The sequence below is a fragment of the Streptomyces sp. NPDC002896 genome, from assembly GCF_040295225.1.
GTDB lineage: Bacteria > Actinomycetota > Actinomycetes > Streptomycetales > Streptomycetaceae > Streptomyces.
On sequence record NZ_JBEOVA010000011.1, the window covers coordinates 73,752 to 99,800 of the forward strand.

General features: G+C 69.7%; 23 protein-coding genes and 3 pseudogenes. 21 read left to right on the top strand and 5 right to left on the bottom strand.

Going from position 1 to position 26,049, the window contains the following annotated elements:
* Positions 1–109: 109 nt before the first annotated feature.
* The 4 genes from ABT009_RS21830 to ABT009_RS21845 all read left to right on the top strand — a co-directional run bounded on the left by ABT009_RS21830 (position 110) and on the right by ABT009_RS21845 (position 2,807).
* A complete protein-coding gene (locus ABT009_RS21830) occupies positions 110–1,480 on the top strand; it encodes a metallophosphoesterase (RefSeq protein ID WP_351297279.1) in 1,371 nt (456 codons plus the stop codon).
* Positions 1,481–1,883: 403 nt separating this feature from the next.
* A complete protein-coding gene (locus ABT009_RS21835; protein ID WP_351297282.1) occupies positions 1,884–2,210 on the top strand; it encodes a carboxymuconolactone decarboxylase family protein in 327 nt (108 codons plus the stop codon).
* A gap of 19 nt (positions 2,211–2,229) precedes the next feature.
* Positions 2,230–2,637, top strand: a complete 408-nt coding sequence (locus ABT009_RS21840) for a (R)-mandelonitrile lyase (protein ID WP_351297285.1) — start codon at positions 2,230–2,232, stop codon at positions 2,635–2,637.
* Entirely contained in the window at positions 2,634–2,807 is a 174-nt protein-coding gene (locus ABT009_RS21845; protein ID WP_351297288.1) for an SDR family oxidoreductase, read from the top strand. The genes ABT009_RS21840 and ABT009_RS21845 overlap by 4 nt, the downstream gene beginning before the upstream one ends.
* A gap of 98 nt (positions 2,808–2,905) precedes the next feature.
* Here ABT009_RS21845 and ABT009_RS21850 read toward each other — a convergent pair whose 3' ends face one another.
* Positions 2,906–3,823, bottom strand: coding sequence for a helix-turn-helix transcriptional regulator (locus ABT009_RS21850; protein WP_351297291.1), 918 nt, complete (start codon positions 3,821–3,823; stop codon positions 2,906–2,908).
* 165 nt (positions 3,824–3,988) lie between these two features.
* On the opposite strand from ABT009_RS21850, the gene ABT009_RS21855 reads away from it, so the two are divergent.
* From ABT009_RS21855 to ABT009_RS21890, 8 genes are all read left to right on the top strand, one after another.
* Positions 3,989–5,437, top strand: coding sequence for an MFS transporter (locus ABT009_RS21855; RefSeq protein ID WP_351297294.1), 1,449 nt, complete (start codon positions 3,989–3,991; stop codon positions 5,435–5,437).
* Positions 5,438–5,480: 43 nt separating this feature from the next.
* Positions 5,481–6,332: an aldo/keto reductase gene (locus ABT009_RS21860; protein ID WP_351297297.1), complete on the top strand. Its 852-nt coding sequence runs from the start codon at positions 5,481–5,483 to the stop codon at positions 6,330–6,332.
* 136 nt (positions 6,333–6,468) lie between these two features.
* Complete coding sequence (locus ABT009_RS21865) at positions 6,469–7,242, top strand: SDR family oxidoreductase (RefSeq protein ID WP_351297300.1); 774 nt, start codon at positions 6,469–6,471, stop codon at positions 7,240–7,242.
* Positions 7,243–7,334: 92 nt separating this feature from the next.
* A complete protein-coding gene (locus ABT009_RS21870; RefSeq protein WP_351297303.1) occupies positions 7,335–7,955 on the top strand; it encodes a flavodoxin in 621 nt (206 codons plus the stop codon).
* 232 nt (positions 7,956–8,187) lie between these two features.
* A complete protein-coding gene (locus tag ABT009_RS21875; RefSeq protein WP_351297306.1) occupies positions 8,188–8,826 on the top strand; it encodes a (2Fe-2S)-binding protein in 639 nt (212 codons plus the stop codon).
* A 6-nt stretch (positions 8,827–8,832) separates the two neighbouring features.
* Positions 8,833–9,813: an FAD binding domain-containing protein gene (locus tag ABT009_RS21880; RefSeq protein WP_351297309.1), complete on the top strand. Its 981-nt coding sequence runs from the start codon at positions 8,833–8,835 to the stop codon at positions 9,811–9,813.
* Positions 9,810–12,005, top strand: a complete 2,196-nt coding sequence (locus ABT009_RS21885; protein WP_351297312.1) for a xanthine dehydrogenase family protein molybdopterin-binding subunit — start codon at positions 9,810–9,812, stop codon at positions 12,003–12,005. The genes ABT009_RS21880 and ABT009_RS21885 overlap by 4 nt, the downstream gene beginning before the upstream one ends.
* Positions 12,006–12,085: 80 nt before the next feature.
* On the top strand, positions 12,086–13,225 hold the full coding sequence (locus tag ABT009_RS21890; RefSeq protein WP_351297315.1) for an XdhC family protein: 1,140 nt from the start codon (positions 12,086–12,088) through the stop codon (positions 13,223–13,225).
* 183 nt (positions 13,226–13,408) lie between these two features.
* On the opposite strand, the gene ABT009_RS21895 is transcribed toward ABT009_RS21890, so the two are convergent.
* Positions 13,409–14,371 carry an NADP-dependent oxidoreductase gene (locus tag ABT009_RS21895; RefSeq protein WP_351297318.1) on the bottom strand — a complete coding sequence of 321 codons (963 nt, stop codon included), beginning with the start codon at positions 14,369–14,371 and terminating at the stop codon, positions 13,409–13,411.
* Between the two features lie 103 nt (positions 14,372–14,474).
* On the opposite strand from ABT009_RS21895, the gene ABT009_RS21900 reads away from it, so the two are divergent.
* From ABT009_RS21900 to ABT009_RS21925, 6 genes and pseudogenes are all read left to right on the top strand, one after another.
* On the top strand, positions 14,475–14,930 hold the full coding sequence (locus tag ABT009_RS21900) for a winged helix-turn-helix transcriptional regulator (RefSeq protein WP_351297321.1): 456 nt from the start codon (positions 14,475–14,477) through the stop codon (positions 14,928–14,930).
* Positions 14,931–15,344: 414 nt separating this feature from the next.
* A complete protein-coding gene (locus tag ABT009_RS21905; RefSeq protein ID WP_351297324.1) occupies positions 15,345–16,487 on the top strand; it encodes an ABC transporter substrate-binding protein in 1,143 nt (380 codons plus the stop codon).
* A 105-nt stretch (positions 16,488–16,592) separates the two neighbouring features.
* Complete coding sequence (locus ABT009_RS21910) at positions 16,593–17,879, top strand: sensor histidine kinase (RefSeq protein ID WP_351297327.1); 1,287 nt, start codon at positions 16,593–16,595, stop codon at positions 17,877–17,879.
* Positions 17,876–18,526: a response regulator gene (locus ABT009_RS21915; protein WP_351297330.1), complete on the top strand. Its 651-nt coding sequence runs from the start codon at positions 17,876–17,878 to the stop codon at positions 18,524–18,526. Before ABT009_RS21910 ends, ABT009_RS21915 begins: the two co-directional genes overlap by 4 nt.
* 194 nt (positions 18,527–18,720) lie before the next feature.
* A pseudogene (locus ABT009_RS21920) lies at positions 18,721–19,101 on the top strand (Tn3 family transposase); the annotation flags it as partial.
* 371 nt (positions 19,102–19,472) lie between these two features.
* Positions 19,473–19,649, top strand: a pseudogene (locus ABT009_RS21925) (SUMF1/EgtB/PvdO family nonheme iron enzyme); the annotation flags it as partial.
* A gap of 60 nt (positions 19,650–19,709) precedes the next feature.
* Here the strand turns inward: ABT009_RS21925 and ABT009_RS21930 are convergent.
* Both ABT009_RS21930 and ygiD read right to left on the bottom strand, forming a co-directional pair.
* Positions 19,710–20,483, bottom strand: a pseudogene (locus ABT009_RS21930) (glutamate-cysteine ligase family protein); the annotation flags it as partial.
* A 177-nt stretch (positions 20,484–20,660) separates the two neighbouring features.
* Positions 20,661–21,542, bottom strand: a complete 882-nt coding sequence (gene ygiD, locus ABT009_RS21935) for a 4,5-DOPA-extradiol-dioxygenase (protein ID WP_351297333.1) — start codon at positions 21,540–21,542, stop codon at positions 20,661–20,663.
* Between the two features lie 439 nt (positions 21,543–21,981).
* Here ygiD and ABT009_RS21940 point away from each other — a divergent pair, with 439 nt between their 5' ends.
* On the top strand, positions 21,982–22,743 hold the full coding sequence (locus ABT009_RS21940) for an isochorismatase family protein (protein ID WP_351297336.1): 762 nt from the start codon (positions 21,982–21,984) through the stop codon (positions 22,741–22,743).
* Here ABT009_RS21940 and ABT009_RS21945 read toward each other — a convergent pair.
* A complete protein-coding gene (locus ABT009_RS21945) occupies positions 22,736–23,437 on the bottom strand; it encodes a TMEM175 family protein (protein WP_351297339.1) in 702 nt (233 codons plus the stop codon). The two genes, ABT009_RS21940 and ABT009_RS21945, sit on opposite strands and share 8 nt — an antisense overlap.
* A gap of 292 nt (positions 23,438–23,729) precedes the next feature.
* Here ABT009_RS21945 and ABT009_RS21950 point away from each other — a divergent pair, with 292 nt between their 5' ends.
* Positions 23,730–24,317 (top strand): antibiotic biosynthesis monooxygenase, encoded by a 588-nt coding sequence (locus ABT009_RS21950; protein WP_351297342.1) that lies wholly within the window; start codon positions 23,730–23,732, stop codon positions 24,315–24,317.
* A gap of 127 nt (positions 24,318–24,444) precedes the next feature.
* A complete protein-coding gene (locus ABT009_RS21955) occupies positions 24,445–26,046 on the top strand; it encodes an MFS transporter (RefSeq protein WP_351297345.1) in 1,602 nt (533 codons plus the stop codon).
* Positions 26,047–26,049 lie beyond the last annotated feature (3 nt).

Here is a 26,049-nt window from a genome sequence, read left to right on the forward strand (position 1 = left end):
TCGAACACCGCGGAGCGGCGCAGGCATCCGCAGTGCGCAGCACAGCAGGTACGGGTCGTCGGGGCTCATTGGCCCCGGATACATCACACAGGAAGGACTGCGCTGGGCCGTGGCCATCATTTTTGTAGTCGTCATGGTCTCCGTGCTGGCCGTGTTCGGCGCGCTCCACTGGTACGCATGGCGCCGTCTCATACGCGACACCACGCCCCGGGGCTCGGTCCTTCGGCGAGCCGGAAGCTTCGTCTTCGCGGCTGGGCCCCTCCTCTCAGTGGGCGCCCTGGCGGCCGAGGTCACGGGCGCCCCGTTCCGACTCCAACAGATCGTGGCCTGGCCCGGATATCTGTGGATGGTCCTGTTCATGTACCTGCTGCTCGCGCTGCTGGCAGGCGAGGGAGTCCGTCCCCTGCTGAGGCGGTGGCTCACGCGGCAGAGTGCCGGAACTGAAACTGAACAGCGCATCCAGCGCCCGACGGAGTACGCGCCACCCCCCAGTGAGCTCCGTGAGAAGCGGGCTGAGGACGCCATCGCGGTCGGCGGCACCCGGTCCGTGACTGCGAATCGCCGCGATCCCGGCGCCGCGGGAACCACACGCGAGCTTGCCCCTGTGCTGGAGTTTCCGCACGCACCTGAGCCCGTGCGATCGCCTGACACTGGCCCCTCACGCCGCCTCTTCGTCTCCCGCGTCGTGGGCGGGGCCGCAGCGGCTGTGGCCGTCGGTACCGTTGGTCACGGCATGTACGGCGTACTCCGCGGCCCTCAGGTGAAACGCCTCACCATTCCGCTGGCCAAACTGCCTCGCAGCGCGCACGGGTTCCGAATCACCGTCGTCAGCGACATCCACCTCGGCCCGACCCTGGGCCGTGGCTTCTCCCAGCGAGTGGTCGACACCATCAACGCGACACAGCCCGACCTGATCGCGGTCGTCGGCGATCTGGTGGACGGCAGCGTCGAGGACCTCGGTCCCGCCGTCGAACCACTCGCCCAGCTGAGGGCACGCCACGGAGCGTTCTTCGTCACCGGCAACCACGAGTACATTTCCGGTGCCGAGGAGTGGGTCGAGAAGGTACGCGACCTGGGGATGCACCCGCTGGAGAACGCTCGCACCGAGATGCCCGGCTTCGACCTGGCGGGTGTCAACGACGTACGAGGCGAAAACGAGGGCCAAGGCCCCGACTTCGGCACGGCGCTCGGCGACCGCGATCGTTCTCGCGCCGCCGTCCTCCTCGCCCATCAACCCATCGTCATCCACGACGCCGTCCGCCACGGCGTCGACCTCCAGCTCTCCGGCCACACCCACGGCGGCCAGCTCTGGCCCGGCAACCTCATCGCCGAACTGGCCAACCCCACCGTCGCCGGACTGGAACGCTACGGCGACACCCAGCTGTTCGTGAGCCGCGGCGCCGGCGCCTGGGGCCCGCCAGTCCGCGTGGGCGCGCCATCCGACATCACCGTCGTCGAACTCGCCTCGAAACAGGCATAGCCGCCAGGACCCGCAATCGTGCGCCAGAGGCTTCCAGGGGTGGCGGCGTCCCTGCGCTGCTCGACCTCGCCCACAAGCCCCCTCACTGCGGCGGCCGGCGCTGCCATGCTGGCTGCGACGTCCGGCAACGCACGTACCGATTTTCGTCATGAACGCGCCAATAGCCTTTCAACAACCCTCTGACCTGCAGATCTGTCACCAAAGGGGCCCTGTCATACCCCGGAACAACACTCCCCGGCATAACACGGTCTGCCAGAGGTGCGAGTGGGGCCAGCAGGCTTAGCGGAGATGAAAATCCCGGCACAGCCGAGCGGGCAGCGCATTTAGAAAACCGGACATGTCACATTCTGCCGATACGCCATGCCACCGCGGCATGGAATCGACAACCGAGAAAGGCGCACACATGGCAAAAGAACCGACCCGAGCCCAACAGCTGCTCGGGGACTTCGCTCCGAAGCTTGTTGAGCTGACCGATGAGGTGCTGTTCGGCGACGTGTGGCAGCGCCCTGGCCTGTCCCCGCGCGACCGCAGCCTAGTAACCGTTGCCGCCCTGGTCGCCCTGCACCGTCCCGAGCAGTTGGAGAGCCACCTACGTCTGGCGCTCAATAACGGACTGAGCCAGGAAGAACTCGTCGAGGCCATCACCCATCTGGCCTTCTATGCCGGGTGGCCCAGCGGAATGGGCGCACTCACCCGATTCCGAGCAATCGTCGAGAACGACGCCAACTAGTTCGAACAAGGAGTCGCACGTGGAGGCCCTACCGAAGAAGCCCTCGACCAGAGGGCCGGCGGAACGGTTCACCGGTGATGTCTGGGTGGACATGATCGCGGTGGGTGAGGCGCCCTCGCGGCTCCGGGTCGGTGTCGTTCGCTTCGCGCCCTGCGCCCGAACGGCCTGGCACCGGCACGCGGTCGGCCAGACCCTGCACGTCACCGAGGGCATCGGCTTGGTCCAGGCCCGCGGCGGCGCGGTCATCGTGATGCGCCCGGGCGACACCGTCTACACCCCTCCTGGTGTGTGGCACTGGCACGGCGCCGCACCTGACCACTTCATGACCCATCTCGCCATGTCGGACAGCACCGGCGATCCCGCCGTACCCGACGTCGAGTGGGGCGAGCACGTCTCCGATAACGAGTACGAAGGAAACGGCAAGTGAAGCGCAGAGGCGTTGTGATAGGGCTCGCCGCGGCCGCCGCGGCACCAGCCGGCCGCCTGCTGGAACCGTCCGAGGTAGCCACGGCCGTCGCCTACCTCGCCTCACCGCTGGCGGCCAGCATGTCCGGCACAGACCTGCTGATCGACGGTGGATCCGTCAAGACTGCCTGACACGACGTTTAGGACGCAGCCCGGCCCGCGGCTTCCCAGCTCAAGCAGGTCCCTTCAGGAGGGCTACACCCACCTGAATTGGCCAGGAGGATCGTCGGTCAGGACTGTGTGCGCTGTTGCTGTTCGGCCTTCGTATCCCGGTGGCCGGCGGGCCGGGGCTCCGTCATGTCGAGAAGGAGCATGGCGTCGTGGTCAGGGGTGCCGGGTTCCGCGGTGTAGACGCCGAGGCGCTGGCTCGGGGTCCCCTCGAGCTGCATGCTCTGACCGCTGAGGGTGAGGATGCCGACCTGCGGATGGTGGAAGGTCTTCTCGATCTTCTTGCGCCCGATGACGTCGTAGCGCTCCCACAGCTTGGCGAAGTCGGGGCTCTTGAGCAGGAGCTCTCCCACCAGGCTCGTGAGATCGGGGGCGTCCGGGTCGGTACCGGCCAAGGCGCGCAGCCGGGCGACGCAGCCGCGGACCTGGTTGTCCCAGTCCGGGAAGAGAGTGCGCGCCGTGGGGTGGAGGAACAGGTAGCGGGCGAGGTTGCGCTGGGTGGCAGGCCAGTCGGCGAGCCCCGCGTACAGGGCGAGGCCGCAGGAGTTCCAAGCGAGCAGGTCCATGCTGCGGCTGACGATGTAGGCCGGGCTCGGCCGCATCGTCTCCAGGACCAGCTTCAGGTGCGGGCGCACGGTTCGACTGAGCGGCGGCGAGGTTTCGGGAGCATACCTAGCGGCCCGGGCAGCGAGCTCGCGCAGGTGCTGGTGCTCGGCGTCGTCGAGGTGCAGGGCGCGGGCGAGGGCGTCGAGCACGGAGGGACTGGGACGGGTCTCCTTGCCGCGCTCCAGGCGGACGTAGTAATCGATGCTGATGCCGGCGAGCGTGGCCAGCTCCTCACGGCGCAGGCCGGGGGTGCGGCGCATGCCTGCGCCCACGGTGAGGCCGACCTGGTCGGGGCTGGTCTGGGTGCGGCGCGCGCGCAGGAACCGGCCCAGTTCCATGTCGGCGCTCCTGCTGGTGCTCTGCTCGGATGCCATGTCGACAGTGTCACACCGCGCTGACCTGCGTGGCAGGCGTGTGGGGGGCCCTGTCACACCCCTGAACGTCGCTCCCCGGCACAGCCCGGCCTGCCACCTGGGCCGGAAAGGCGCGAGGCTCGATTTCTGTCAGCGCCCGACCTTCCCCGTGCAGGAGATCGTCCCTTGTCCACGTCCGCGTCGCCCACACCGCTCCAAGTAGGCGCGGCCGGTCCGCCGCCGCAGAGCAGGTCCGGCGCCCGTTCGGCGCTGGCCGCCGTACTGCTGGGCTTCTTCACGATCATGGTCGATGCGATGATCGTGAACGTGGCCCTGCCCGCGATCGGACGCGGCTTCGACAGCGGGATGGCCGGGCTGCAGTGGGTGGTAGACGGCTACACCCTCGCCTTCGCCGCGTTCCTGTTGTCCGCGGGCGCGGTCAGTGACCGTATCGGGGCCCGCCAGGCGTTCGCCGTCGGCCTGGGCCTGTTCCTGGCAGCGTCCGCAGTCTGCGCGATGGCCCCGAATCTGGGCGTTCTGGTGGCGGCGCGGCTGGTGCAGGGAGCCGGGGCCGCGGTCGCCGTTCCATCCTCCCTCGCCCTGCTGCGCGAGACCTTCCCCGACCCGGCGGCACGAGCGAAGGCGATCGCCCTGTGGGGCGTGGGCGGCTCTGTCGGCGCCGCTGCCGGGCCCGTGGCCGGCGGGCTGCTCACCCTCATCGACTGGCGGATGATCTTCTTCGTCAATCTGCCCGTCGGCGCGGTGGCCCTGGCGCTCCTCAAGCGCGCCCAGCCCTCCCCACGCCAGGAGATGCCCTTCGACTGGACCGGCCAGGTGGCCGCCGTCGCCTCCATGGGCGCGCTGACATACGCGGTCATCGAGGCCGGTGCCGACGGCTTCGGCACCGCGCGGGTCCTGATCGGCTTCGCCCTGGCGATCGTGGCGGCCGGCGTCTACCTGGTCGCCCAGGCCCGTGGACGGCATCCGATGACGCCGCTGCCATTGCTCCGCTCCCGCACGATGTCACTCTCGGTCGCCATCGGGTTCGCCCTGAACGTAGGCTTCTACGGGATGATCTTCCTGCTGGGGCTGTATCTCCAGCAAGTGCACGGGCTGAGCGCGCTCGCCACCGGCGTGGCCTTCCTGCCGATGACCGTGCTCACCTCCTTCATGGCCCCCGTCGCCGCGCGCCTGGCAACCCGGTTCGGTGCCCGGATGCCCGTGATCACCGGCCAGTGCCTGATGGCCGCGGGTCTGCTGGCGATGGTGGCCCTGCCCGCCGGCGTGCCGGTGTGGCTGTCGGTGGTGCTGATGGTGCCCGTCGGCGCCGGTGGCGCGATGGCCGTGACTGCGCTGACTGCTCTGCTGCTGGAGAACGTGCCCGCCAAACGGGCCGGCGTCGCCAGTGGCGTTCTGAACGCCGCCCGCCAGCTCGGCGGCGCCCTGGCCGTCGCCGTCTTCGGTGCGCTGGTCGCCGACCGGGCCGGGTTCGTCTCCGGTCTGCACACCAGTCTCCTGATCGCCGCGGCAACCGTGGCGGTGAGCGTCGTAGCCACCGTGCTGCTGCGTGCTCAAGTCCCTCATCAGATTCCGGCCACCGCCACCGACGCGGGCCCGCGCCTGCTCGAACGCTGACCGGTCGCCTGCCCCACCCCGTCCCGCACAGAAGGAAAATCCCATGCAGACCATCACCCTCAACAACGGCGTCGAGATGCCGATCCTCGGTTTCGGCGTCTACCAGATCCCGCCGGAGCAGACCGAGCAGGCCGTCACCGAAGCGCTCGCCGCCGGCTACCGGCTGCTCGACACCGCCGCCGCGTACCTGAACGAGGAGGCCGTCGGCCGCGCCATCAAGAACAGCGGCATCCCGCGTGAGGAGCTGTTCGTCACCACCAAGCTGTGGGTCCAGGACGCGCCCGCGCAGGAGAACACCAAGCGCGCCTTCGAGACGTCGCTGAACAAGCTCGGCCTGGACTACCTCGACCTGTACCTGATGCACCAGCCCTACGGCGACGTGTACGGCCAGTGGCGCGCCATGGAGAACTTGCACCGCGAGGGCCGCATCAAGGCGATCGGCGTCGCCAACTTCTACCCCGACCGGCTTCTCGACCTCGTCATCAACAACGAGGTCACGCCCGCGGTCAACCAGATCGAGACCCACCCGTTCTTCCAACGCACCGTCGACCAGGAGCTCATGCGCGAGCACGGGGTCCAGATCCAGTCGTGGGGCGGCTTCGCCGAAGGCAAGAACAACATCTTCTCTCACCCGGTCCTGAGCGAGATCGGTGAGAAGCACGGCAAGTCGGTGGCGCAGGTCGTGCTCCGCTGGCTGACCCAGCGCGGCGTCGTCGCGATCCCCAAGTCCGTGCGCCCCGAGCGCATGGCGGAGAACATCGACGTCTTCGACTTCGAGCTCACCGACGACCAGATGGCGGCCATCGCCACCCTGGACACCGGTGCCTCGCTGTTCTTCGACCATCACGACCCGAAGATGGTCAGCTGGCTCAGCGCCCGGCGTCTGGACGGCTGACCTGGCAGACGGCGACAGCCGCTCCAGAACTCTCGCGCGCGGGTGCCTTCACCCGCCCGGACCGAGGCACCCGCGCGAGAGACCTCCACCTCGCCGTCCTCACGGCGCCACCCACCTCACGGACCAGGGCCTGATCATGTCCCAGAACATCACCGACGTACTCATGGTCGGCGCGACCGGCAGCATCGGACGGCTCGCCGTGCGCGCCGCGCAGCGACACGGCCTGCGCCCGCGGGCACTCGTCCGCGACGTGCGGCGAGCCGAACAACTGCTCCCCGGCGTCGAACTGGTACAGGGCGACCTCGAGGATCCTGCCTCCCTGCGGCGCGCGGTCAGTGGAGCCGACGCGATCGTCCTCACCCACGGATCCGGTGGCGACCCCCGACCGGACGCCCGTGCGCACGTCGACTACGGCGGCGTACGCAACATCCTGCGAGCCCTAGACGGCGCCCAGCCGCGCGTGGCACTGATGACCTCCGTCTACGCCACGCGCAGCGACATCCCCGGCGCCACCCCATGGAAGCGGCGCTCCGAACGCCTCCTGCGAGCCAGCGGCCTGCCCTACACGATCGTCCGGCCCGGCTGGTTCGACCACGCCGGCCCTACCCAGCGGCGGCTCGTGCTGGAACAGGGCGGTACGGCCGACGGCGGGATCGCCCGCGACCAGATCGCCGAGACTCTGGTACGCAGCCTGCTGACCGGCACCGCACTGGGTAAGACGTTCGAGCTCATCGCCGCCGAGGGCGAAGAGCCGTCCGACTGGGCAGAGCTCTTCGGCGCCTTGAAGAGCGACGAGTCCGGCTCCGTGGACGGTGTGTTGGACCCGGCCGACCTTCCTGTCGAAGCCGAGCCGCAGGCAGTGCGCGCGGATCTTGATGCCGTCCGTTCCCTTCGTGGAATCAGCGGATGACAGCCGGCGGACTCGGCGCCAGGAAAGTCAGACCCGCCGCGCTGGGGCGACGTGCGCTCCTTCGTGGCGTACTTCTGGGAGGAGCCACCGTCATGACCGGTGTCGAGGTCACCGGCTGTTCCCCGTCGCCGTCAGGCGGGGCGGCGCCGGAGTCCACTGAGCGACCTGCCGCCACGGCCTCGCCCGGGAAGCGGGTCCTGCTGGCCTACTTCTCCCGGCCGGGCGAGAACTACTACTACGGCGGGCGTACCGACCTCAAGATCGGAAATACCGAAGTCCTCGCCCGAATGATCAGCGAGCGCGTCGAGTGCGACGTGCACCGCATCGAAGCCGTCGACCCCTACTCCGACGACTACGACGAGACGGTAGCGCGCAATGTCCGCGAACAGGACGCCGATGCGCGGCCGGCCATCGTCAACCCCCCGTCCTCGATCGACCGTTACGACGTGGTGCTGCTGGGCAGCCCCATCTGGAACGTCCGAGCACCCATGATCATGTCGACCTTCACCGAGAGGTACGACTTCCGCGGCAAGACGGTCCATCCGGTCACGACGTATGCGATGAGTGGACTGGGCACCACCGAGCGCGACTACGCGGCGTCCTGCCCGGGCGCGACCATCGGGGAAGGGCTCGCGGTGCGCGGCGAGGAAGTCCGGAAAGCCGATACCGAAGTGCAGTCGTGGCTGCAGCGCATCGGCGTTCTCACGGACTGATCCCATTCTCAAATGGCCCAGTCTGACAGTGCCGTGCCCTGTGAGACAGGTGGGAGAGGGGCCCTCTTACACCCTGGCTGGCCGCACCCCGGAACAACACGGCCTGCCACACGCCCAGTCGGCCCCGCAGGCTGGGGCGGAAGCCAAAGAGCCATGAGAGGCAAGGTGACCATCCGTCGAGGGCTCACACCGTTCAGGAAAACCCCCCTTAACCCGTGCTGAGAGAGTGGACATGTCTGCCCAACCTTCCGAGCCAGCTGTGTCTCCCCCTACCCCCCTGTCCGCACCGTCGCGTCGTACCTTCATCGCGACGACCTCCGCGGCCGGTGGTGTCATCGCAGCCAGCGGTCTGGTCGCAGGTCAGTCGCTGCTCGGCGTCGAGGAGGCCACTGCCGCTGAGGCGTCGCCCAGCAGCCGAGTCTCCCTGACCGTCAACGGCAAGCGGCACACCATCACGGTCGACAACCGCACCTCGCTGCTGGACCTGCTGCGCGAGCACCTGGGCCTGATCGGCTCGAAGAAGGGCTGCAACGCCGGTGCCTGCGGGGCGTGCACGGTCCTGGTCGACGGCCGCCGCGTCAACTCCTGCCTCACCTTGGCGGTGCGCCTGGACGGCGCCGAGGTCACCACCGTCGAGGGCTTGGCCAAAGGCGACGAACTCCACCCGTTGCAGCAGGCGTTCATAGACCAGGACGCCTTCCAGTGCGGTTACTGCACGCCGGGCCAGATCGTGTCCGGCGTCGGCTGCATCCAGGAGGGCCACACCGGATCGGCGGACGAGATCCGGGAGTGGATGAGCGGCAACATCTGCCGGTGCGGGTGTTACGTGAAGATCGTCCGCGCGGTCGAGCAGGCCTCGGGCCGGAAGTGAGTGCCGATGTATCCCTTCTCCTTCACCAAGGCGCCCGGCACGCGTGAGGCTCTCGAGGCCGGTCGGCGCGGCGGCCGTTACATCGCCGGCGGCACCACCCTCGTCGACCTGATGCGTGAGACCGTCGAACGCCCCGAAACCCTGGTCGACATCAGCGGCCTGCCGCTGAGAGAGGTCACCGTCACCGAGCGGGGCGGGCTGCGGATCGGCGCGCTGGTGACCATGACCGAGGCCGCCGCCCACCGCAAGGTGTGCACCACGTATCCGGTCATCTCGCAGGCGCTGGAGCTGAGCGCGTCCGCCCAGCTACGGAACATGGCCACCCTCGGCGGCAACATCATGCAACGCACCCGGTGCACATACTTCCGCGATGTGACTGCCACCTGCAACAAGCGTGAGCCCGGCTCCGGTTGTGCCGCGCGGGAGGGCTACAACCGCACCCACGCGATCCTGGGCACCTCCGACGCCTGCGTGGCCACCCACCCCTCCGACGTGGCCGTCGCCTTCGCCGCCCTGGAGGCACGGGTGCACCTGCTGGGCCCGGACGGGCAGCGCACCGTCCCCTTCGCCGACTTCCTGCTCCAGCCCGGCCGTACCCCGAACCACGAACAAGCCCTGAAGAAGGGCGAGTTGATTACCGCCGTGGAGATCCCGGCCTACCCGCGCCCGCTGAAGTCCGGCTACCTGAAGGTCCGGGACCGCCAGTCCTACGAGTTCGCCCTCACCTCCGCAGCCGTCGCCCTGCACGTCCGCGGCGGTCTGATCCGCGAGGCCAAGGTGGCCGCCGGTGGCGTGGGGACGGTGCCGTGGAAGCTGCCCGCCGTCGAGCAAGCACTCATCGGCGAACGCCCCTCGGAACGACTCTGGGCCGAGGCCGCCGCACACGCGGCAGACGGCGCCCGCCCGCTTCAGCACAACCGGTTCAAGGTCGAGCTGCTCAAACGCACCGTCGAACGCCAGCTGCGCATCGTAGGAGACAACGCATGAGCCCCCAGCCGCAGGCAGCCGTCGGCGCACCGCTCTCCCGGGTGGACGGGCGCCTGAAGGTGACTGGGCAGGCGAAGTACGCCGCCGATCACGAGCCCGAGGGGGTCGTGCACGCCGTCGTGGTCGACAGCAGCATCGGCCGGGGCCGGATCACCGGCATCGACACCCGCGCCGCCGAAGCCCAGCCGGGCGTCCTGAAGGTGATCCACCACCGCAACGCCCCCAAGCTCCCGTACGGGCCAAACCCCGGGTCGCTCAACCTCCCGGGTGAGCGGCTGCGCGTCTTCCAGGACGACCAGGTCCGCTTCCACGGCCAGCCGGTCGCCGTCGTCGTGGCCACCACCCTGGAGGCCGCCCAGCACGCGGCGAGCCTGGTGGAGATCGACTACGACACCGAGCGGCCCGCCACCGATCTGACCGATGCCCCGGCGGCGGGCGAACCGGTGACCTATGCGCGCGGCGACGCGGAGGCGGCCCTGCAATCCGCCCCCGTACGGCTGGAGATGACCTACCGGCCGGCCCGCAACCACCACAACGCGATGGAACTCCACGCCACCGTCGCCCAATGGGACGGCGACCGGCTCACACTGTGGGACAAGACCCAGTGGGTACAGAGCCCGCGGGACGAAATCGCCGCCAACTTCGGCATTCCGGCGGAGTCCATCCGCGTCATCTCCCCGTTCGTCGGCGGCGCGTTCGGCAACGCCGCGCGGGCCTGGCCGCACATCACCATCGCGGCCCTCGCCGCCCGCGAGACAGGCCGCCCGGTCAAGCTCGTCCTGACGCGCCGGCAGCTCTACTTCGGGGTGGGCTACCGGCCGGCATACGAGTACAAGGTGCGCCTGGGCAGCGACCGGCGCGGGCGGCTGACCGCGATGACCCACGACCTGCGCGCCGAGACGTCGAGGTACGAGACGTTCGCCGAGCGCGGCGTACTCGCCCCGGGGCAGATGCTCTACACCACCCCCAACGTCGCCCAGACGTACCGGACGGTGCCGCTGGACCTGAACACCCCGACCCCGATGCGCGGCCCGGGCTACTCCACCGCCGCCTTCCCCATCGAGAGCGCACTGGACGAACTCGCCCACGAGCTCGGCATCGACCCCATCGAGCTGCGGCGGCGCAACGAACCCGAGAACGACCAGTCCAGCGGGCGGCCGTTCTCCACCAGGCGGCTGCGCGAGTGCTACACCGTCGGCGCCCGTGAGTTCGGCTGGCACCGCCGCAACCCGCGGCCGCGCTCCACCCGCGACGGCGACTGGCTGATCGGCACCGGCATGGCGACCGCGGTCTACGACACCCTGCGAGCCCCGGGCCAGGCCCGGGTACAGCTGGACGCCGACGGCACCGCCCTGGTCGAGTCCTCGACCAGCGACATGGGCCCCGGCACCTACACGTCCATGACCCAGGTTGCCGCCGATGCCCTGGGCCTTGCGGTCCGCAACGTGACCTTCCGGCTCGGCGACACGAACATGCCCACGGCACCGCTCCACGGCGGCTCGCTGACCATGGCCAGCGTGGGTTCCACGGTCCAGGACGGCTGCGACAAACTACGACAGCAGGCGATCGAACTCGCCGTCAGGGACGAGGGCTCACCGCTGTACGGCGCCGACGCCGACGACATCGTCGTACGGGGCGGCCGGCTGCACGTGAGGAACAACCCGGCGCGCGGGGAGACGTACCGGCAACTCCTCACCCGCAACAACCGCACGCACCTCGAAGCACTCGGCTCCTGGACCCCGGGGCAGTCCCGGTCCTCGATGTACGCGTACGGGGCAGTCTTCGCCGAGGTCGGCGTGGACGCCCGCCTGGGCCTGGTCCGGGTGCGGCGGATGCTCGGCGTCTTCGACGCGGGCCGCATCATCAGCCCCAAGCTGGCGGACAGCCAGGCCATCGGCGCCATGGTCGGCGGTATCGGTATGGCCCTGCTGGAGCACACGGTCACCGACCACCGCGACGGCCGGATCGTCAACGCCAACCTGGCCGACTACCTGGTCCCGGTCAACGCCGACGCCCCCGACCTGAAGGCGATCTACGTCGACGGCAGGGACGACGAGGCCGACCCCCTCGGCGTCAAGGGCCTCGGTGAGGTCGTCCTGGTGGGCGTGGCACCCGCCATCGCCAACGCCGTCTTCCACGCCACGGGCCGACGAGTGCGCGATCTTCCCATCACCGCCGAGGCGCTGCTCTGAGCCTCGCCCTGGGCAGCGGTGAATACGCGCCGCTGCCCAGGCCATCCCTGCAGCCGCTGCCCTTCCTGGAGATCCCGCCCATGCTGAACATCGCGGACACGTTGCACACATGGTGCCGCGAGGCCCGACCCTTCGCCCTCGCCACCGTGATCCAGGTCAGCGGCAGTGCACCGCTGCCCGTCGGCACCGCGCTGGCCGCGGATGCCGACGGCAACGTGGTCGGCAGTGTGTCCGGAGGCTGCGTGGAGGGGGCCGTCTACGAGCTGTGCCAACAGGTACTCAAGTCAGGCGAACCACCGACTCGGGCACGGTTCGGCTACTCCGACGACGACGCCTTCGCCATCGGCCTGACCTGCGGCGGCGAACTGGACGTCCTGGTGCAGCGGATCGCCCCCACCGACCATCGCCACCTCACCGCGGCCCTCAACGAGGTGACGTCCGGCCGGCCCGCCGCAGTGGCCCAGATCATCGACGGTCCCGAAGAGCTCCTCGGCCGCATGCTGAGCGTCACCGGCGACGGCAGCACGCACGACGCAACCGTGGGCGGCGAGGAGTGGGAAGGTGCGGTGGCAGCACAGGCTCGCGCACTGCTGCGCGCGGGCCGCAGCGACCGGGTCGAGGTCGGCGGAGATGCGACGACCTGCCCGGAGAGGCTGACCATCCTCGTCCACACCCATGCGTCCCGCCCTCGGATGCTGATCTTCGGCGCCGTCGACTTCGCCGGCGCGCTGAGCGAAATCGGCCGCTTCCTCGGCTACCGGGTCACGGTGTGCGACGCCCGCCCCGTGTTCGCCACGCCCGCTCGCTTCCCGCACGCCGACGAAGTCGTGGTCGACTGGCCACACCGCTACCTGGCCGCCACGGAAGTGGACGCCCGTACCGCCGTCGGCGTCCTCACCCACGACGCCAAGTTCGACATCCCACTGCTACGCCTGGCACTGAGCCTCCGAGTGGGCTACGTGGGCGCGATGGGCTCACGCCGCACACACGAGCACCGCCTGGAACTACTTCGGGAGGCCGACGTCCCGGAAGAGCACCTCGCCCGCCTGCACTCCCCGATCGGCCTCGACCTCGGCGCCCGCACTCCCGAAGAGACGGCCATCTCCATCGCGGCGGAGATCGTCGCCCACACGCATCAGGGCTCGGGTACGCCCTTGATTTGGAGCACAGGGCCCATCCACCACAAGACGACACCGCCAATGGCTTCTTCTCAAGCATGAACTGCCAGTCGCCAAAGCAGGCGACCAGTCGGCCGCCACGCACGCAAGCCAGGGCGAATCCGGCGGCACCGTCCGCACGTTCTGCGCCCTACGCGCCCGGTGGCGTGCCGTCAGCCAGCCCGCAACGCCCGACCGCGGGCTCGCAACTGGTTACCCCGTCGGTCTGGAGCCGCCCGAGCCTGGTCAGAAGATGAGAACAAGACGGCCGCGGACGCCGCCGGCTTCCAGACGGCGGTGCGCTTCAGCGGCCTGAGCAGCGGGATATTCCGCAGCGACCCGCATGGTGAGCTCTCCCTTCTCGGCACGCACGCGGAGGGCTTCGAGCTTGTTCCGCTCGTAGACGTAATCCGGTACGAAGACCTCGTGAACCGTGATGTCCCCGTGATCACCCAGGGGAGTGACTCCAGGCATATCGGACCTCCGGCCCATGACCAGCTGCCCGCCCGCGCGGATCGCGGGAAGAACCTCGGGCCCCATGAGTGCGCCGTCCACCAGGCTGGACACACCGCCCGGGACGGCTTCGAGAATGCGCTCGGCCACGCCCGCCCCGCGGGCGACGACACGATCGGCGCCCAGGGACCGCACCAGTTCCTCATCGGCGGGAGCCGCGTCGGCCACCACCTGCAAACCGGCGGCCTTGGCCAATTGGATGGTGTAGCCGCCCACCGCGCCGGCGGCACCGGTGACGGCCAGCCAGTCCCCCGCAGTCGGCGACAAAAGATCCATGGCCTGCTGCACGGTCAGCCCATTCGCCGGAATGGTGGCGGCCTCGGCGTGACTACTACCGGCCGGCGCGATGGCCACCTGCCGCGGGTCCAGGACGAGGTACTGCGCGTAAGCGCCCCCGGAGGACATGAAGGGCACAACAAACGCCATCACACGGTCCCCGATCTTCAGATCGGTCTCGGCGCCCGGCCCGATTTCGTCCACAACCCCTGCTGCCTCATTGCCCGGCCTGAACGGCGGGACGAGGCGCCCGTCAAACATCGACGCCGCCTCCCCCCTCCGCACCACGGCGTCGGACGGATTCACCGTTGCGGCATGCACGCGCATCCGGATCTGGCCGGGACCTGCATGCGGATCGGGAAGGTCCACCAACCGCAGAACCTCCGGTCCGCCAAATTCCGCAACCACGACTGCCTTCACGCCACTCCCATCAGGTGCTGTCCAGCTGTACACGAACGCGGCTGCAGACAACCCGCTCAAGGTACCTAGTCAACACGTAGGTATACGAGGAATACTAACCCCCATGATCATCGACCCGGGTGCCGTACAACAGCAAGAAGGCAGTTCGAAGTGCGCTGGTTCCTCCGAGGGAACCGCTCAAGACCAGCCAGTGCCGGCGCACTCGGGCAACGAGGAGCGGGCAGCGCTCGTGCGCGGCATCCTGTCCCGGATCGGCGACAAGTGGACCGTGATAGTCATCTGCTCTCTCGGAGAGCGGTCACGGCGGTTCAACGAGCTGCGCCGCGACGTCAACGGCATCACGCAGCGCATGCTCACCTCCACGCTCAGGGCATTGGAACGGGACGGCATCGTGTCGCGCACGGTCTTCCCCACAACTCCCCCAGCCGTCGAGTACGCGCTCACCGAGGTCGGCCACGACCTGCAGCATGTCTTGCACACCCTCGCCACGTGGGCCGACGACCATGCCGACACGATCCGCACAGCCCGCGTTCTCTACGACGGGCAGACACAGGTCTGAACAGGGGCGTGCTCTGGCAGCCACCGCCGAGGCGGCTTCCAGCAGTTCGGGCCGGCCTCTCATCGGAGGGCGTTGCCGATCGACGCCTGCGTCCGCGGTACCCGGGTGACACCGCGGACGCGTCGCTTGTCCTTTCAGTACCTGCCCGTCACCGGAGCTTGGCGGTCATGCCGTATCGACCGGACATCAACCGGCAAACGTAAACACCATCGCTATAACCGAGGAAGCACGCGCCGGCCATTCCGGGGTCGGCAGCAGCGGCATTCAACCGTTCGGTTGAACGCCGTTTCCACCTCCAGCAGGACTCATCGCTCCGTACGGACGACGCGAAGATACTCTCGACCGCGCCAGAATGACGATCGCCCATGGCGCCTGGGCCCTGTAAGCCACCCCCCTGAGAGAGGTCTCCTCCGCATGCCCAGCTTCCCCAGCAGACGACGTGTCCTTGCCGTCGGTGCCGGTGCCGCCCTCGGTGCCGGTGCGTTCGGTGCCTCAGCGGTTCCGGCGTCGGCCTCTCCCGCCGCGTCACAGCGCTCGACCGGGCGCGAGGAGACCAGGACGCTCGACGAGCTCTACAAGGCCGCCCTCGCGGAGGGCGGGAAGCTCGTCGTCTACGCCGGTGGTGACACACCGACCCAGCAGGACGGCACCAAGGCCGCCTTCAAGGACCGCTTCCCGGACATCGACCTGACGCTGATCGTGGACTACAGCAAGTACCACGACGTGCGTGTCGACAACCAGTTCGCCACCGACACCCTCGTTCCCGACGTCGTGCAGTTCCAGACTCTTCAGGACTTCGACCGCTGGAAGCAGCTGGGGCGCCTGCTGCACTACAAGCCCGCCGGGTTCTCGAAGGTCTACGACAACTTCAAGGATCCCCAGGGCGCCTGGGTTGCCACGGGAGCGATCGCTTTCAGCTTCATGTACAGCACGGCAGCGGTCGGTTCGGGGCTGCAACTGACCCCGCGCGACCTGGTCGACCCGAAGTGGAAGGGCAAGATCGCCTCGTCCTACCCACACGACGACGACGCGGTCCTCTACCTCTACACGCTGTACGCCCGAAAGTACGGCTGGGACTGGGTGGCCAAGCTCGCCGCCCAGGACGTGCAGTTCGGGCGGGGCAGCAACTCCCCGGGCGACGCCGTCTTCGGCGGGCAGAAGACGATCGGCATCGGCACCGCGGGCTCGGCAGCCAGCGCGTCTCCTGTGACGTTCACGATCGACGCACGGCACCCGTTCATGGCCTGGGGCCAGCGCACTGCCATCCTCAAGCAGGCCAAGAACTCCACGGCCGCCAAGCTCTTCCTCAACTGGCAGCTGTCCACCGAGCACCAGCAGCAGTCCTTCAACGGCTGGTCGGTACGCACCGACGTCACTCCCCCGGCCGGCCTGAAGCAGATCTGGGAGTACCCCAACGCCCACGTGGACGGCTTCCCCCGCTTCATGGCCGACCGCGCCGAGGTGGAGCGCTGGAAGCAGACCTTCGCCCTGTACTTCGGCGAGGTCAAGGGCGACCCCACGCCGGGCTGGCTCGGACTGCACCCGGGCGCCTACTAGCCGTCGAGGGAGCTGCCGCTCCGCGCTCCCCCGCCCGCGGGAACGGCAGCACCGCTCTTCACATCAGTCATACAGGCGGCGGATAGACTCGGACACCCTGTCCCAGTGGATCATTCATCCAGGGGGTTCGTCGTGTCCGACCCCGGCCTCGCCCACGCCCCGGCGTCGGGCAACCGCAGCCGGTTCGGCCCGAGGCAGATACCACACCTGGTGTTCTTCCTCGTCGTCGGTGCCGCGCTGGTCCGTCTCGCCCGTCTGAACGTCTCGCTGTGCTGGGACGTAGTGACCGTCAGCGGGCTACTCGCCGTGACCTACGCGGCTGGACTGGCGCTGTGGAGCAGGCTCGGCCCGCTCGCCCGGCACCTGTGGGTCGCGGTCCTCCTCCTGCAGTGGGCGATCCTCGTCCTCCTGACCCCGCCGCCCCTGACCGGCTCCTACGTCTGGTGCGCCGTACCGCTGGCATGCGTGGCGCTGGGCGTGCTCGGGCACCGTGCCGCCATGGTGGCGGTGGCCGCAATCACCCTCCTGCTGGTCGGTCAACTCACCCGGACCGCGGGCGGATTCGACGCCGAGATGGTGCTGATCCCTGTGACGGCGGTGTGGAGCACCGTGGCCCTGTATCGGGCGCAGCAGCGGAACGTCGCCGAGCGCCAGCGCCTGGTCGAGGACCTGCGCAGCACGCGCGATGTACTGGCGGACGAGCGGCACCGGACCGGTGTGCTCGAGGAACGCGCGCGCCTCGCCCGTGACCTGCACGACACCCTCGCCCAGGAACTGTCCGGCAGCCTGATGCTGCTGCAGGCGGCCGAGCGGGACTGGGAGGAGCGGCCCGACGTGGCTCGTACCCGGGTGCGCGCGGTCACCGACGGACTGTCCGCGGGGCTCACCGAGACCCGGCGCATCATCCAGGACCTCGCGCCGTCCACCGTCGCCGAAGCCGGGTTGGAGGGTTCCCTCCGACTGCTGTGCGACCAGGCGCAGCAGGCCGAAGCCGCGGCGCGCGTACAGTTCCGCTCGGTCGGAACCCATCGCCCCGACCTGGACGAACACGCCGCCACCACCTTGTTCCGGGTGGCGCAGGGCATGCTGGCGAACGTCCGCGAACACGCGTACGCCACGAACCTGTTGGTGACGCTGCACCATCACACGGACCGCGTCGAACTGGACGTGCACGATGACGGTGTCGGCTTCGACCCCTCCCGTATCGGCTGGGCAGTCCAGTCGGGCCGGGGGTTCGGTCTGCCCTCGGCCCGGTCGCGGCTTCGTGAGGACGGTGGTGACCTGGATGTCGACAGCGTGCCGGGACGGGGCACGCGGATTCGGGCCACCGTTCCCGCCCGCGCGTGGAGGCCCGGTCCGGTGGTGCCCATGGCCTCGGCGACGGTCCGATGACGGCCTCAGCGCTGCGCCTGCTGATCGCCGATGACCACGCGGTCGTACGAGCCGGGCTGCGGGCCCTCCTGGAGGGCGCGGCGGATCTCGACGTGATCGCGGAGGCAGGCAGCGGCGAAGAGGCCGTTCGCCTCGCCGTCGAGCTGGCACCCGACGTCGCGTTGATGGACCTGCGGTTCGCCGGCACCGACCGTGGCATCGACGGTGTCGAAGCGGTCCGTCGGCTGACCGCCGAGGCTCCGGGCACGCCCGTGGTGATGCTGACCAGCTATGCCGGACGCGCCGACGTCGTGCGCGCGCTGGAGGCCGGCGCACGCGGCTACGTACTCAAGGCGGGACCGCCCGAGGATCTCTTCCGGGCCGTGCGCAGTGCCGCTGCCGGGGGCATGGGCCTGGCGCCGGAGATCGTCGGCGACCTTGTCGGTCAAGTGGTCCATCCGCGCAGCGAATTGACGCAACGGGAGAGAGACGTGGTCCGGTTGATGGCCGACGGGCACAGCAATCGCTCCATCGCCGAGTCCCTCTTCCTGAGCGAAGCGACGATCAAATCGCATCTGGTGCGCATCTACCGGAAACTCGGCGTCGACAACAGGGCCGCAGCCGTCTCCGAGGCCGCCCGCAGGGGCCTGCTCGATCTCACACCGTAAGGCTGGGCCGGCTGTATCCACTGCCACCAGGGCTTGAGGAACAGCGGCGCGAAGACCGGCGCTGAGCCCTCCCGGCGCTCGATGGGCGAGCGTGCGCTACGTGGGGAGTCTCCCGGACAACCCCACAGGCGGGCCGTGAGGGTCGTGGACTACCTCGCCGATGAGCTCGACATCGCGAATGCGTCTGTGGTGAAGGCGTACATCGGCTCAGTGTGATCACCGACCAGGCGGCGGGGCTCGGCGGCAAGGCGAAAGCCAGCAGCCCTGGCCTCTCGCTAGGGCGACATCGTGTTCGGGCGGCTCACCCGCGCTGGGTTCGCATACGCGCCGCAGTCGGCGGACCTGCCGGACATGCGGCCGACCCACCGCACCGCCGACTACGACACCCCGAGGACGCGGCCCGCGGCCGGATCTACCTGGACCGCGTCGAATAACAGGGAGGACGCCTGCGAATCGTCGGCTCCGTCCGCGCCGTCGCCGTTCGCGCCTACGACGTCATCCGCATGCTCTCGCGCGCGGACCGATCCACCCCGCTGGGCGACGCGATCGCCCCCTACGGCCGGATCGCCAAGACTCGCTGAGCTGAGGGACTCGAACCGTCAATGTAGCGGGCATTGAACAGAGCCAGGCGCTCAGGGCGAGGCCGAGGGCACCGATCCGGTCCCCCATGCCGTCCTGGGGGAACTGTCCGGCGCGGCCCTGGAAGATTTACCGGGCAAGCGCGTGACGGTCCTCGTGGAGGCTGGCTTGCACCTTGATATGGCGTGCCGGCCGCTGGCCACACTGCTCTCCTGGCAGGACATCGAGGCCGTTCAGGAGCGCGGAGTTCCAAGTCCGTTCCGGGTAGTCGCACTGAGCGTCGGCTCAGCTGTGGGAGCAGCGTTCGACGGCCGGGATGTCAGCCATTGTCACTGGTTCGCACTGCCTCGACATCGCGCTGAATCCGTTCGGTGTCACCGAGGAGGTCCCCGCCGACGAGCCCGTGTTGCACGTGTGCTGGTACGAGGCGGACGCGTACGCCCGCTGGGCGGGACAGCGGCTGCCGACCGAGGCCGAGTGGGAGAAGGCGGCACGGCATGACCCCGCGACGGGCCGCTCCCGACGCTACCCCTGGGGAGGAGACGGTGCGGGCCGCCCGCCACCAGATGTCGTCCGAGGGGACGGGCCGTGCGTTCTGGTAGAGCGGCTGGGTTGCCGCGTAGGCGGCGTCGGCGGCAGCGGGGTCGTTCAGCAGGGTCGCGGCCAGCACGGTCGGCACGATCCAGTCGTCGCCGTTCTGTGCGTCGGTCATCCGCAGTTCGAGCCAGCCGCGCGGTCTGACCGGTGGGAACAGGGTGCTGAGGTGGTAGTCCAGGTCGGCCAGCATGGGTGGCCGCAGTCCTGGTGTGCCGCGCAGCCAGTCGCGGAAGGGGAGGTCCGGGGGCGCGGGCCAGTCGCTGTTGTCGTCGCCCTGTATGCACATCACCTTCGCGTCGAGCGCGTAGCGCGTCCAGGAGACGCGGGGGTCGGCGTGGTAGCGGGGCTGATGGGTACGGTCGGCGTCCATCCGGGACCAGACGGCCTCCCGGGTCGACAGCCATCCGGTGGGCCGGCCGGCCTGTATCGGGGAGTTGGCGAAGGCGGCGACGAGGACGGGGCCGATACGGTGGGCGAGTTCCCAGCGGTAGCGATAGCCGGAGACACCGTTGGACTCATCCCCGCCATCCACGTTGACCTGCACGGACGCGGTACGTCGCATCATGACGCGGCCCCAAGGGCCCTCGCGGCCGAAGAAGCTCTCCATGGCCCGGTAACGGGGATGGTCGAGCACGCGGGGCGGTTCGCGGTACGGGGCGAGACCCTGGCCGACGAGTGTCAGGCCGGCCCGTCCGACGGCCTCGCGCAGTACGGCGAGATCCGCGGCCATCGCCTCGATGCACGCGGTAGGGGGCAGGGCCGGAGGGGAGCTCAGCTCCACCTGCCCACCCGGCTCACGGGGGATCCTGCTGCCCCCGGGAAGGGCGACCGCGACTTCGACCGGCGCGAGGGCCGCGTTCAACCGGTCGACGGCTCTTGGCAGCGGTCCGTGAAGATCGCCCCTGCCGCCACCGCGCGCCCATGGCAACCATGGTGGCCGTCCTGTCGCACCGCCGCCTCAGATGTTCGTGCCGTCTGCCGGCACACCTTCGGGAAGTTCGGCGGCCGACCCGGTGCCCTGCCCCGCACCGGGGCACTCGATGTCCAGCGTGTAGGAGGTCATCGAGAGCGAGCCATAGGAGTAACCGTCGACCAACAGCTCCGCGCCGCGCCCGGACGCGGCGGCCAGTCCGGCGAGATAGAGCAGCGGGATGAAGTGGTCAGGGGTCGGCGCGGCCGTGCGGTAGTCCCGGTGGCCCTGCAGTCGCACCGATGCGGCGGGCTCGTGGAGCATCACGCCCTGGGCGCTCTCGTCGAAGCGCTGGGCCCAGTCGAAGCCCCCGTCCCGGTACTGCGGGTCGACGCCGCGCAGGTTGTGCACCACGTTTCCGCTGCCCAGCACGAGCACTCCGCTCTCCCTCAGCGCCGCCAGCTTCGCCCCCAGAGCGAAGTGGTACTCCAGGTCCTGGTCCGCGTTGATGCTCAGCTGCACGACGGGGATATCTGCTTGGGGAAACGCGTGCCGCAGGACCGACCAGGAGCCGTGGTCGATGCCCCAGCTGTCGGCGTCGGCACCCACCCAGGTCGGCTTCACCGCTTCGCTGACCTCCTCCACCAGTTCGGGCATGCCGGGCGCCGGGTACTGCACCTCGAACAGCTCGCGCGGGAAGCCGTAGAAGTCGTGGATGGTCCGCGGGCGCGGCATCACGGTCACGGCGGTGGCATTGATGAACCAGTGCGCCGACACCACGAGGATCGCCCGCGGCCGGGGCACGGCCTGGCCGAAGGCGCGCCATGCGGCCGTGTAGCGGTTGTCCTCCAGGGCGTTCATGGGACTGCCATGGCCGATGAACGCCGCCGGCATCAGCCGGGTCCCGCTGGGTTCCGCGGTCGCCGTCATCTTGGTCTCCCGTGTCGTGGGGCGGAGCCTGTCCACGCTTTCCCGGGGTTGGCACAGGGCCTACGTAGGCGGGCCGGTCTCGCCGTGAGTTTCACCCGGCTGCCGCAATGCAAGCCGTCGGGCCGGTTCGGAAACCCCGCGTTGTCGCGAACCAGGACTTCATACTCCCTACCCGGGTCACAGCGCCCTGGGCATGGTCGTCCTTCCGCCGCTCCGTCGCCAAGAAGCGAGCGACCCGAACCGGGGAACAGGCTGCGGTACCACCCCCGGTCCCGGCCAGTGGGTCAGCCGTTGGCGGCACATGGCAGTAATGCGAAGGGGCCAAGTGTGTCGGATTGTCCTAACTTCTGCGTGAGGGTCGACACCAGTGGCCCCCGCCCCGCTCCGTGCCGGGCGGCACCAGGGCCGCCCTTGACCGCACTACCCAGGAGGAACCGCAATGCCCGACCGCATCGACGATATCGTCAGCCCGATCACCGACAGCGTCCTGCCGCTGCGCAGCACGGCGGAAGAGGCTCGCGCTGCTGGGCGCGTCCCCTACGTGAAGCCGACCCCGGAGAACTCCGTCGTCCTGCTGATCGACCACCAGATCGGCCTGATGGACAGCACTCGCGACTTCGCCTCGCTGGCGACTTTGAAGGCCAACGTCCTCGGTCTGGGGCAGATCGCCAAGGCGGCAGGCATCCCGGTGATGCTCTCCACCTCCAACGCCCAGTGGCAGAACGGCGACACCCTGCCCGAGCTCAAGGAGCTCTTCCCGGACGTGCCCATCCACCGGCGCACCGGCATCATCAACTGCTACGAGGACCCGACCTTCCGGACCGCGTTCGAGGAGCTGATGACCTCCACCGGCCGCACCCACGTAATCATCGCCGGGGTCACCATCGGGACCTGCACCGCCATGCCGACACTGGCGATGCTCCACGATGGCTACCAGGTCCTGCCGGTGGTCGACGCCTGCGGCGCGTGGAACCCCTACGAGGCCGACGCCGCGATCGCGCGCATGGTCCGCGCCGGGGCCGAACCTGTCAGCGTCTTCGCCCTCGGATGCGAACTCCAGGCTGACTGGAAGCTCCCCATCGGGGACGCCATGTTCGGCCCTTTCACCGACCAACTGCCCGAGTACGGCTTCGTCATCCAGAACTTCTGGAACAACGCGAACCAGCACGTCGTCCCCGACCCTTTCGGAAACGTCAAGTAGAACCCGGTGGCAGCCCCGCCTGTCCCAGCCGCCCGTCTCCGCGCTGAGCAGGGTGGGACGGGCCGAAGCCCTCGCTCGTCACCAGGTAGAAGGCGGGCAGTGCGAGGAAGATACCGAGCGCGACCAGCGGACTGAGGACCGTCCCGAGGACACCGGCCACGGCGTAGGCGCCGACACCGATCCAGGAGCGCAGGGTGCCGTGACGAAGGTAGCTCGGCTCCACCCCCTGCGCGAGGAGTTCGGTCCTGCGCCGCAGGTGGTGGTAGAGAGCCACCCAGCTCAGACACATCGCGGCGGCCACACATGCGTAGAGCGCGGCCGCGGTGCGCGCGTCCGCCCCGTCAGCGTCCTCGCGCAGCGCGTCGGAGACCACCCCCGTGGGGAAGGGCAGCGCCGCCGTCGTGAACAGCACCAGCAGGTTCGCGATCTGCAGTCCGCGGTCCATCGACCGGACGCGGGCGAAGGCCTGGTGGTGGTTCAGCCAGATCACCGCGACATAGCTGAAGGACGCGAGATAGCCGAGGTAGGCGGGCCACTGCTCGAGCAGGGCGTGTGCCAGGCCCCCGGGCCGGTGCGGCGGATCGGTCAGCTCCAGCACGAGGATGGTGACCGCGATGGCGAAGACGCCGTCGCTGAACGCCTCGGCACGTGTGGTGTCCGAACGCGTGAACCGCCGGCCGCGGCTGTCGCTCATACGGTCGCTCCTTCGAGACGGGGCGCACTGCGCGCGTCACCGCCACCAGCCGACCACAGCCGCCACAGGCGAGCGAACCGGAACACGGCCGCCCCCGGTGCCGTTGCCTGCGCCCGCCCCACGGCGGACACGCCTTCATCAGCGATCAGCTGGTGCCGCCAGGACCCGCGGCCGCACCCCCGGACCATCAACGGGAGGAACACCGTCCTACCGGCCCTGAAGGCCACAAGATTCGCCCTCCTACGGACCCGTTCAGCCAGCAGGTGTCGGCGATCCAGAGACGAGGTTCTCCATGTCCGCTCCAACGACCGAGGCTGTCACCTCCGTCATCACGCACGTGGTCAAGCCAGGGCGTCACGACGCGTACGAGGCGTGGCTGCGCCAGGTGATCCCGGCTGCCGCCGCCTACGACGGCCACCAGGGTGTCAACGTCCTGCGGCCGGCCCATGGCAGTCACCACTACACCGTCGCGCTGCGCTTCGACAGCGCCGACCACCTTATTGCCTGGTTGGAGTCCGGCACCCGCGGCCGCCTCATGGAGGCGGTCTCGCACCTGCTGGCCGAGGCCGAGAGCGTGGACGTGCACCGCGGCCTCGACTTCTGGTTCCCCGCCCCGGGCGCCCCGGCGGCCCCGCGCTGGAAGCAGTGGCTGGCCACCGTCGTCGCCCTGTACCCGCTGACGTTGGTGGTCCCCGATGTGGTGGCCCACCTCTGCGGCTGGCTCTCCGTCCCCGCCTGGCCGTCCCTGCGGGGCCTGCTCGTCGTGGCGGCCAACGTGGCCCTGCTGACCTTCGTCGTGATGCCGTACTGGACCCGCCTGCTTCGCCGCTGGCTCTACCGGCCCACGCACAGAACAGCCCCGGCCCCAGGACGGCGATGAGCGGAACCCCTCCGACGGGCCACCGTGCCACCGCTCTCGCCATGCCGGGGCGACGGCGGGATGGCAGGCTGCCGTCGGCAGGCCCAACCGATCCGCCTACTCCAGCGCGTCTCTCGGAGACCCCCGTATGACGACCACCGCCGCAACCGCAGCGCCGCGCAGTCCGCTGGCGCTGCCGCTGTTCCGTTCGCTGTGGCTGGCGCAGCTGGCCTCGGGGATCGGGGGGTGGATGCAGACCGTCGGCGGGCAGTGGATGCTGGTCAGCCGTCCCGGTGCGGCCACCTGGGTGTCCCTGGTGCAGGCCGCGAGTCTGCTGCCGGTGCTGTTCGTGTCGCTGCCCGCCGGCGTGCTCGCGGACGTGCTGGACCGGCGGCGGCTCCTGGTCGCGGTGCACGCGTCGATGGCCCTCGGGGCCGGTGTGCTCGCCGCGCTGACCGCGGCCGGGCTGACCACGCCCGCGCTGCTGATCGCGCTGACGTTCCTGCTGGGCTGTGGCCAGGCCGTGGGCAACCCCGCCTGGCAGGCGATCCAGCCGGAACTGGTGCCCCGCGAGCAGATCCCGGCGGCGGCCGCCCTCGGCAGTATGGGCGTCAACGTGGCCCGCGCGATCGGCCCAGCCCTGGCCGGAGTGCTGCTGACGGCGACCAGCACCTGGGTGCTGTTCACCCTCAACGCGGTCTCCTACCTCGCGGTGGTCGCGGCTCTGCTGGCATGGCGGCGCGAAGAGCCCGCCGACGCGCAGGCCGAAGCCGTCGCTCCCGCGCTGCACGCCGGCGCGCGCTACGTGCGCAACGCCCCCGGCGTGCGGCGGATCTTGCTGCGGGCCGCCCTGTTCGTCCTCCCCGCGGCGGCCCTGTGGGCCCTGCTGCCCGTCGTCGCCTCCGACCGCCTGCACCAGGGCTCCGGCGGCTACGGCCTGCTACTGGCCGCCCTCGGCCTCGGCGCGGTGCTCGGCGCCGCCCTGATGGGGCCCGTGCGGCAGATACTGACGCCAAGTCACCTGGTGGCGACGGCAAGCGTGCTGTTCGCGCTGGGCACGCTGGCCGCAGGACTCGTGGACAGCCTCGCCGCGGTCACCGTGCTGATGGTCCCCACCGGCCTGGGCTGGCTCCTGGCGCTGTCCGCGCTGAACACCACGATGCAACTGAGCCTGCCGGCCTGGGTCCGCGCGCGCGGCCTCGCGGTCTACCTGATGGTCTTCATGGGCGGCCAGGGAATCGGTTCCCTGCTGTGGGGACTGCTCGCCCGCCCGCTCACCACCACCGGCGCCCTGGTCCTGTCCGCCGCCCTGCTGCTGCTCACCGCCCTCGCCATGCCCGTGCTGCCGCTGCTGCCGCAGTCCGGCACCCTGGACCGCACTCTCGCCGCTGCCTGGCCGGAACCCGTGCTGTCCTTCACCCCCGACCCCGAGGGCGGACCGGTCCTCGTCGAGATCGAGTACCACGTCGGCAAGGCCGACGCCCCCGCGTTCCTGGCGGCGGCCCGCCGCCTGGGCACCTCCCGCCTCCGCACCGGAGCTACCCGGTGGGGGATGTTCCGCGATGCGGCCAGCCCGGGACACTACGTGGAGGTATTCGAACTCCCCAGCTGGGACGAGCATCTGAGACAGCATCACGGCCGGACAACCGGCTACGACCAGGAACTCCTGGACGCGATACGGGCACACGCCACCGGTGAGCCAGAGGTCCGCCACCTGCTGCCCGCCAACCCCAGCTCCCCCTCTCCGTGACCG

Excerpts from the sequence above, each read along its gene's own strand:
- ABT009_RS21860 (WP_351297297.1), top strand. The coding sequence starts at position 5,481 with ATGCAGACCATCACCCTCAACAACGGCGTCGAGATGCCGATCCTCGGT.
- ygiD (WP_351297333.1), bottom strand. The coding sequence starts at position 21,542 with ATGACGGCGACCGCGGAACCCAGCGGGACCCGGCTGATGCCGGCGGCG.
- ABT009_RS21880 (WP_351297309.1), top strand. The coding sequence starts at position 8,833 with ATGTATCCCTTCTCCTTCACCAAGGCGCCCGGCACGCGTGAGGCTCTC.
- ABT009_RS21955 (WP_351297345.1), top strand. The coding sequence starts at position 24,445 with ATGACGACCACCGCCGCAACCGCAGCGCCGCGCAGTCCGCTGGCGCTG.
- ABT009_RS21835 (WP_351297282.1), top strand. The coding sequence starts at position 1,884 with ATGGCAAAAGAACCGACCCGAGCCCAACAGCTGCTCGGGGACTTCGCT.
- ABT009_RS21875 (WP_351297306.1), top strand. The coding sequence starts at position 8,188 with ATGTCTGCCCAACCTTCCGAGCCAGCTGTGTCTCCCCCTACCCCCCTG.
- ABT009_RS21940 (WP_351297336.1), top strand. The coding sequence starts at position 21,982 with ATGCCCGACCGCATCGACGATATCGTCAGCCCGATCACCGACAGCGTC.
- ABT009_RS21890 (WP_351297315.1), top strand. The coding sequence starts at position 12,086 with ATGCTGAACATCGCGGACACGTTGCACACATGGTGCCGCGAGGCCCGA.
- ABT009_RS21950 (WP_351297342.1), top strand. The coding sequence starts at position 23,730 with ATGTCCGCTCCAACGACCGAGGCTGTCACCTCCGTCATCACGCACGTG.
- ABT009_RS21865 (WP_351297300.1), top strand. The coding sequence starts at position 6,469 with ATGTCCCAGAACATCACCGACGTACTCATGGTCGGCGCGACCGGCAGC.
- ABT009_RS21915 (WP_351297330.1), top strand. The coding sequence starts at position 17,876 with ATGACGGCCTCAGCGCTGCGCCTGCTGATCGCCGATGACCACGCGGTC.
- ABT009_RS21870 (WP_351297303.1), top strand. The coding sequence starts at position 7,335 with ATGACCGGTGTCGAGGTCACCGGCTGTTCCCCGTCGCCGTCAGGCGGG.
- ABT009_RS21905 (WP_351297324.1), top strand. The coding sequence starts at position 15,345 with ATGCCCAGCTTCCCCAGCAGACGACGTGTCCTTGCCGTCGGTGCCGGT.
- ABT009_RS21945 (WP_351297339.1), bottom strand. The coding sequence starts at position 23,437 with ATGAGCGACAGCCGCGGCCGGCGGTTCACGCGTTCGGACACCACACGT.
- ABT009_RS21885 (WP_351297312.1), top strand. The coding sequence starts at position 9,810 with ATGAGCCCCCAGCCGCAGGCAGCCGTCGGCGCACCGCTCTCCCGGGTG.
- ABT009_RS21900 (WP_351297321.1), top strand. The coding sequence starts at position 14,475 with ATGATCATCGACCCGGGTGCCGTACAACAGCAAGAAGGCAGTTCGAAG.
- ABT009_RS21850 (WP_351297291.1), bottom strand. The coding sequence starts at position 3,823 with ATGGCATCCGAGCAGAGCACCAGCAGGAGCGCCGACATGGAACTGGGC.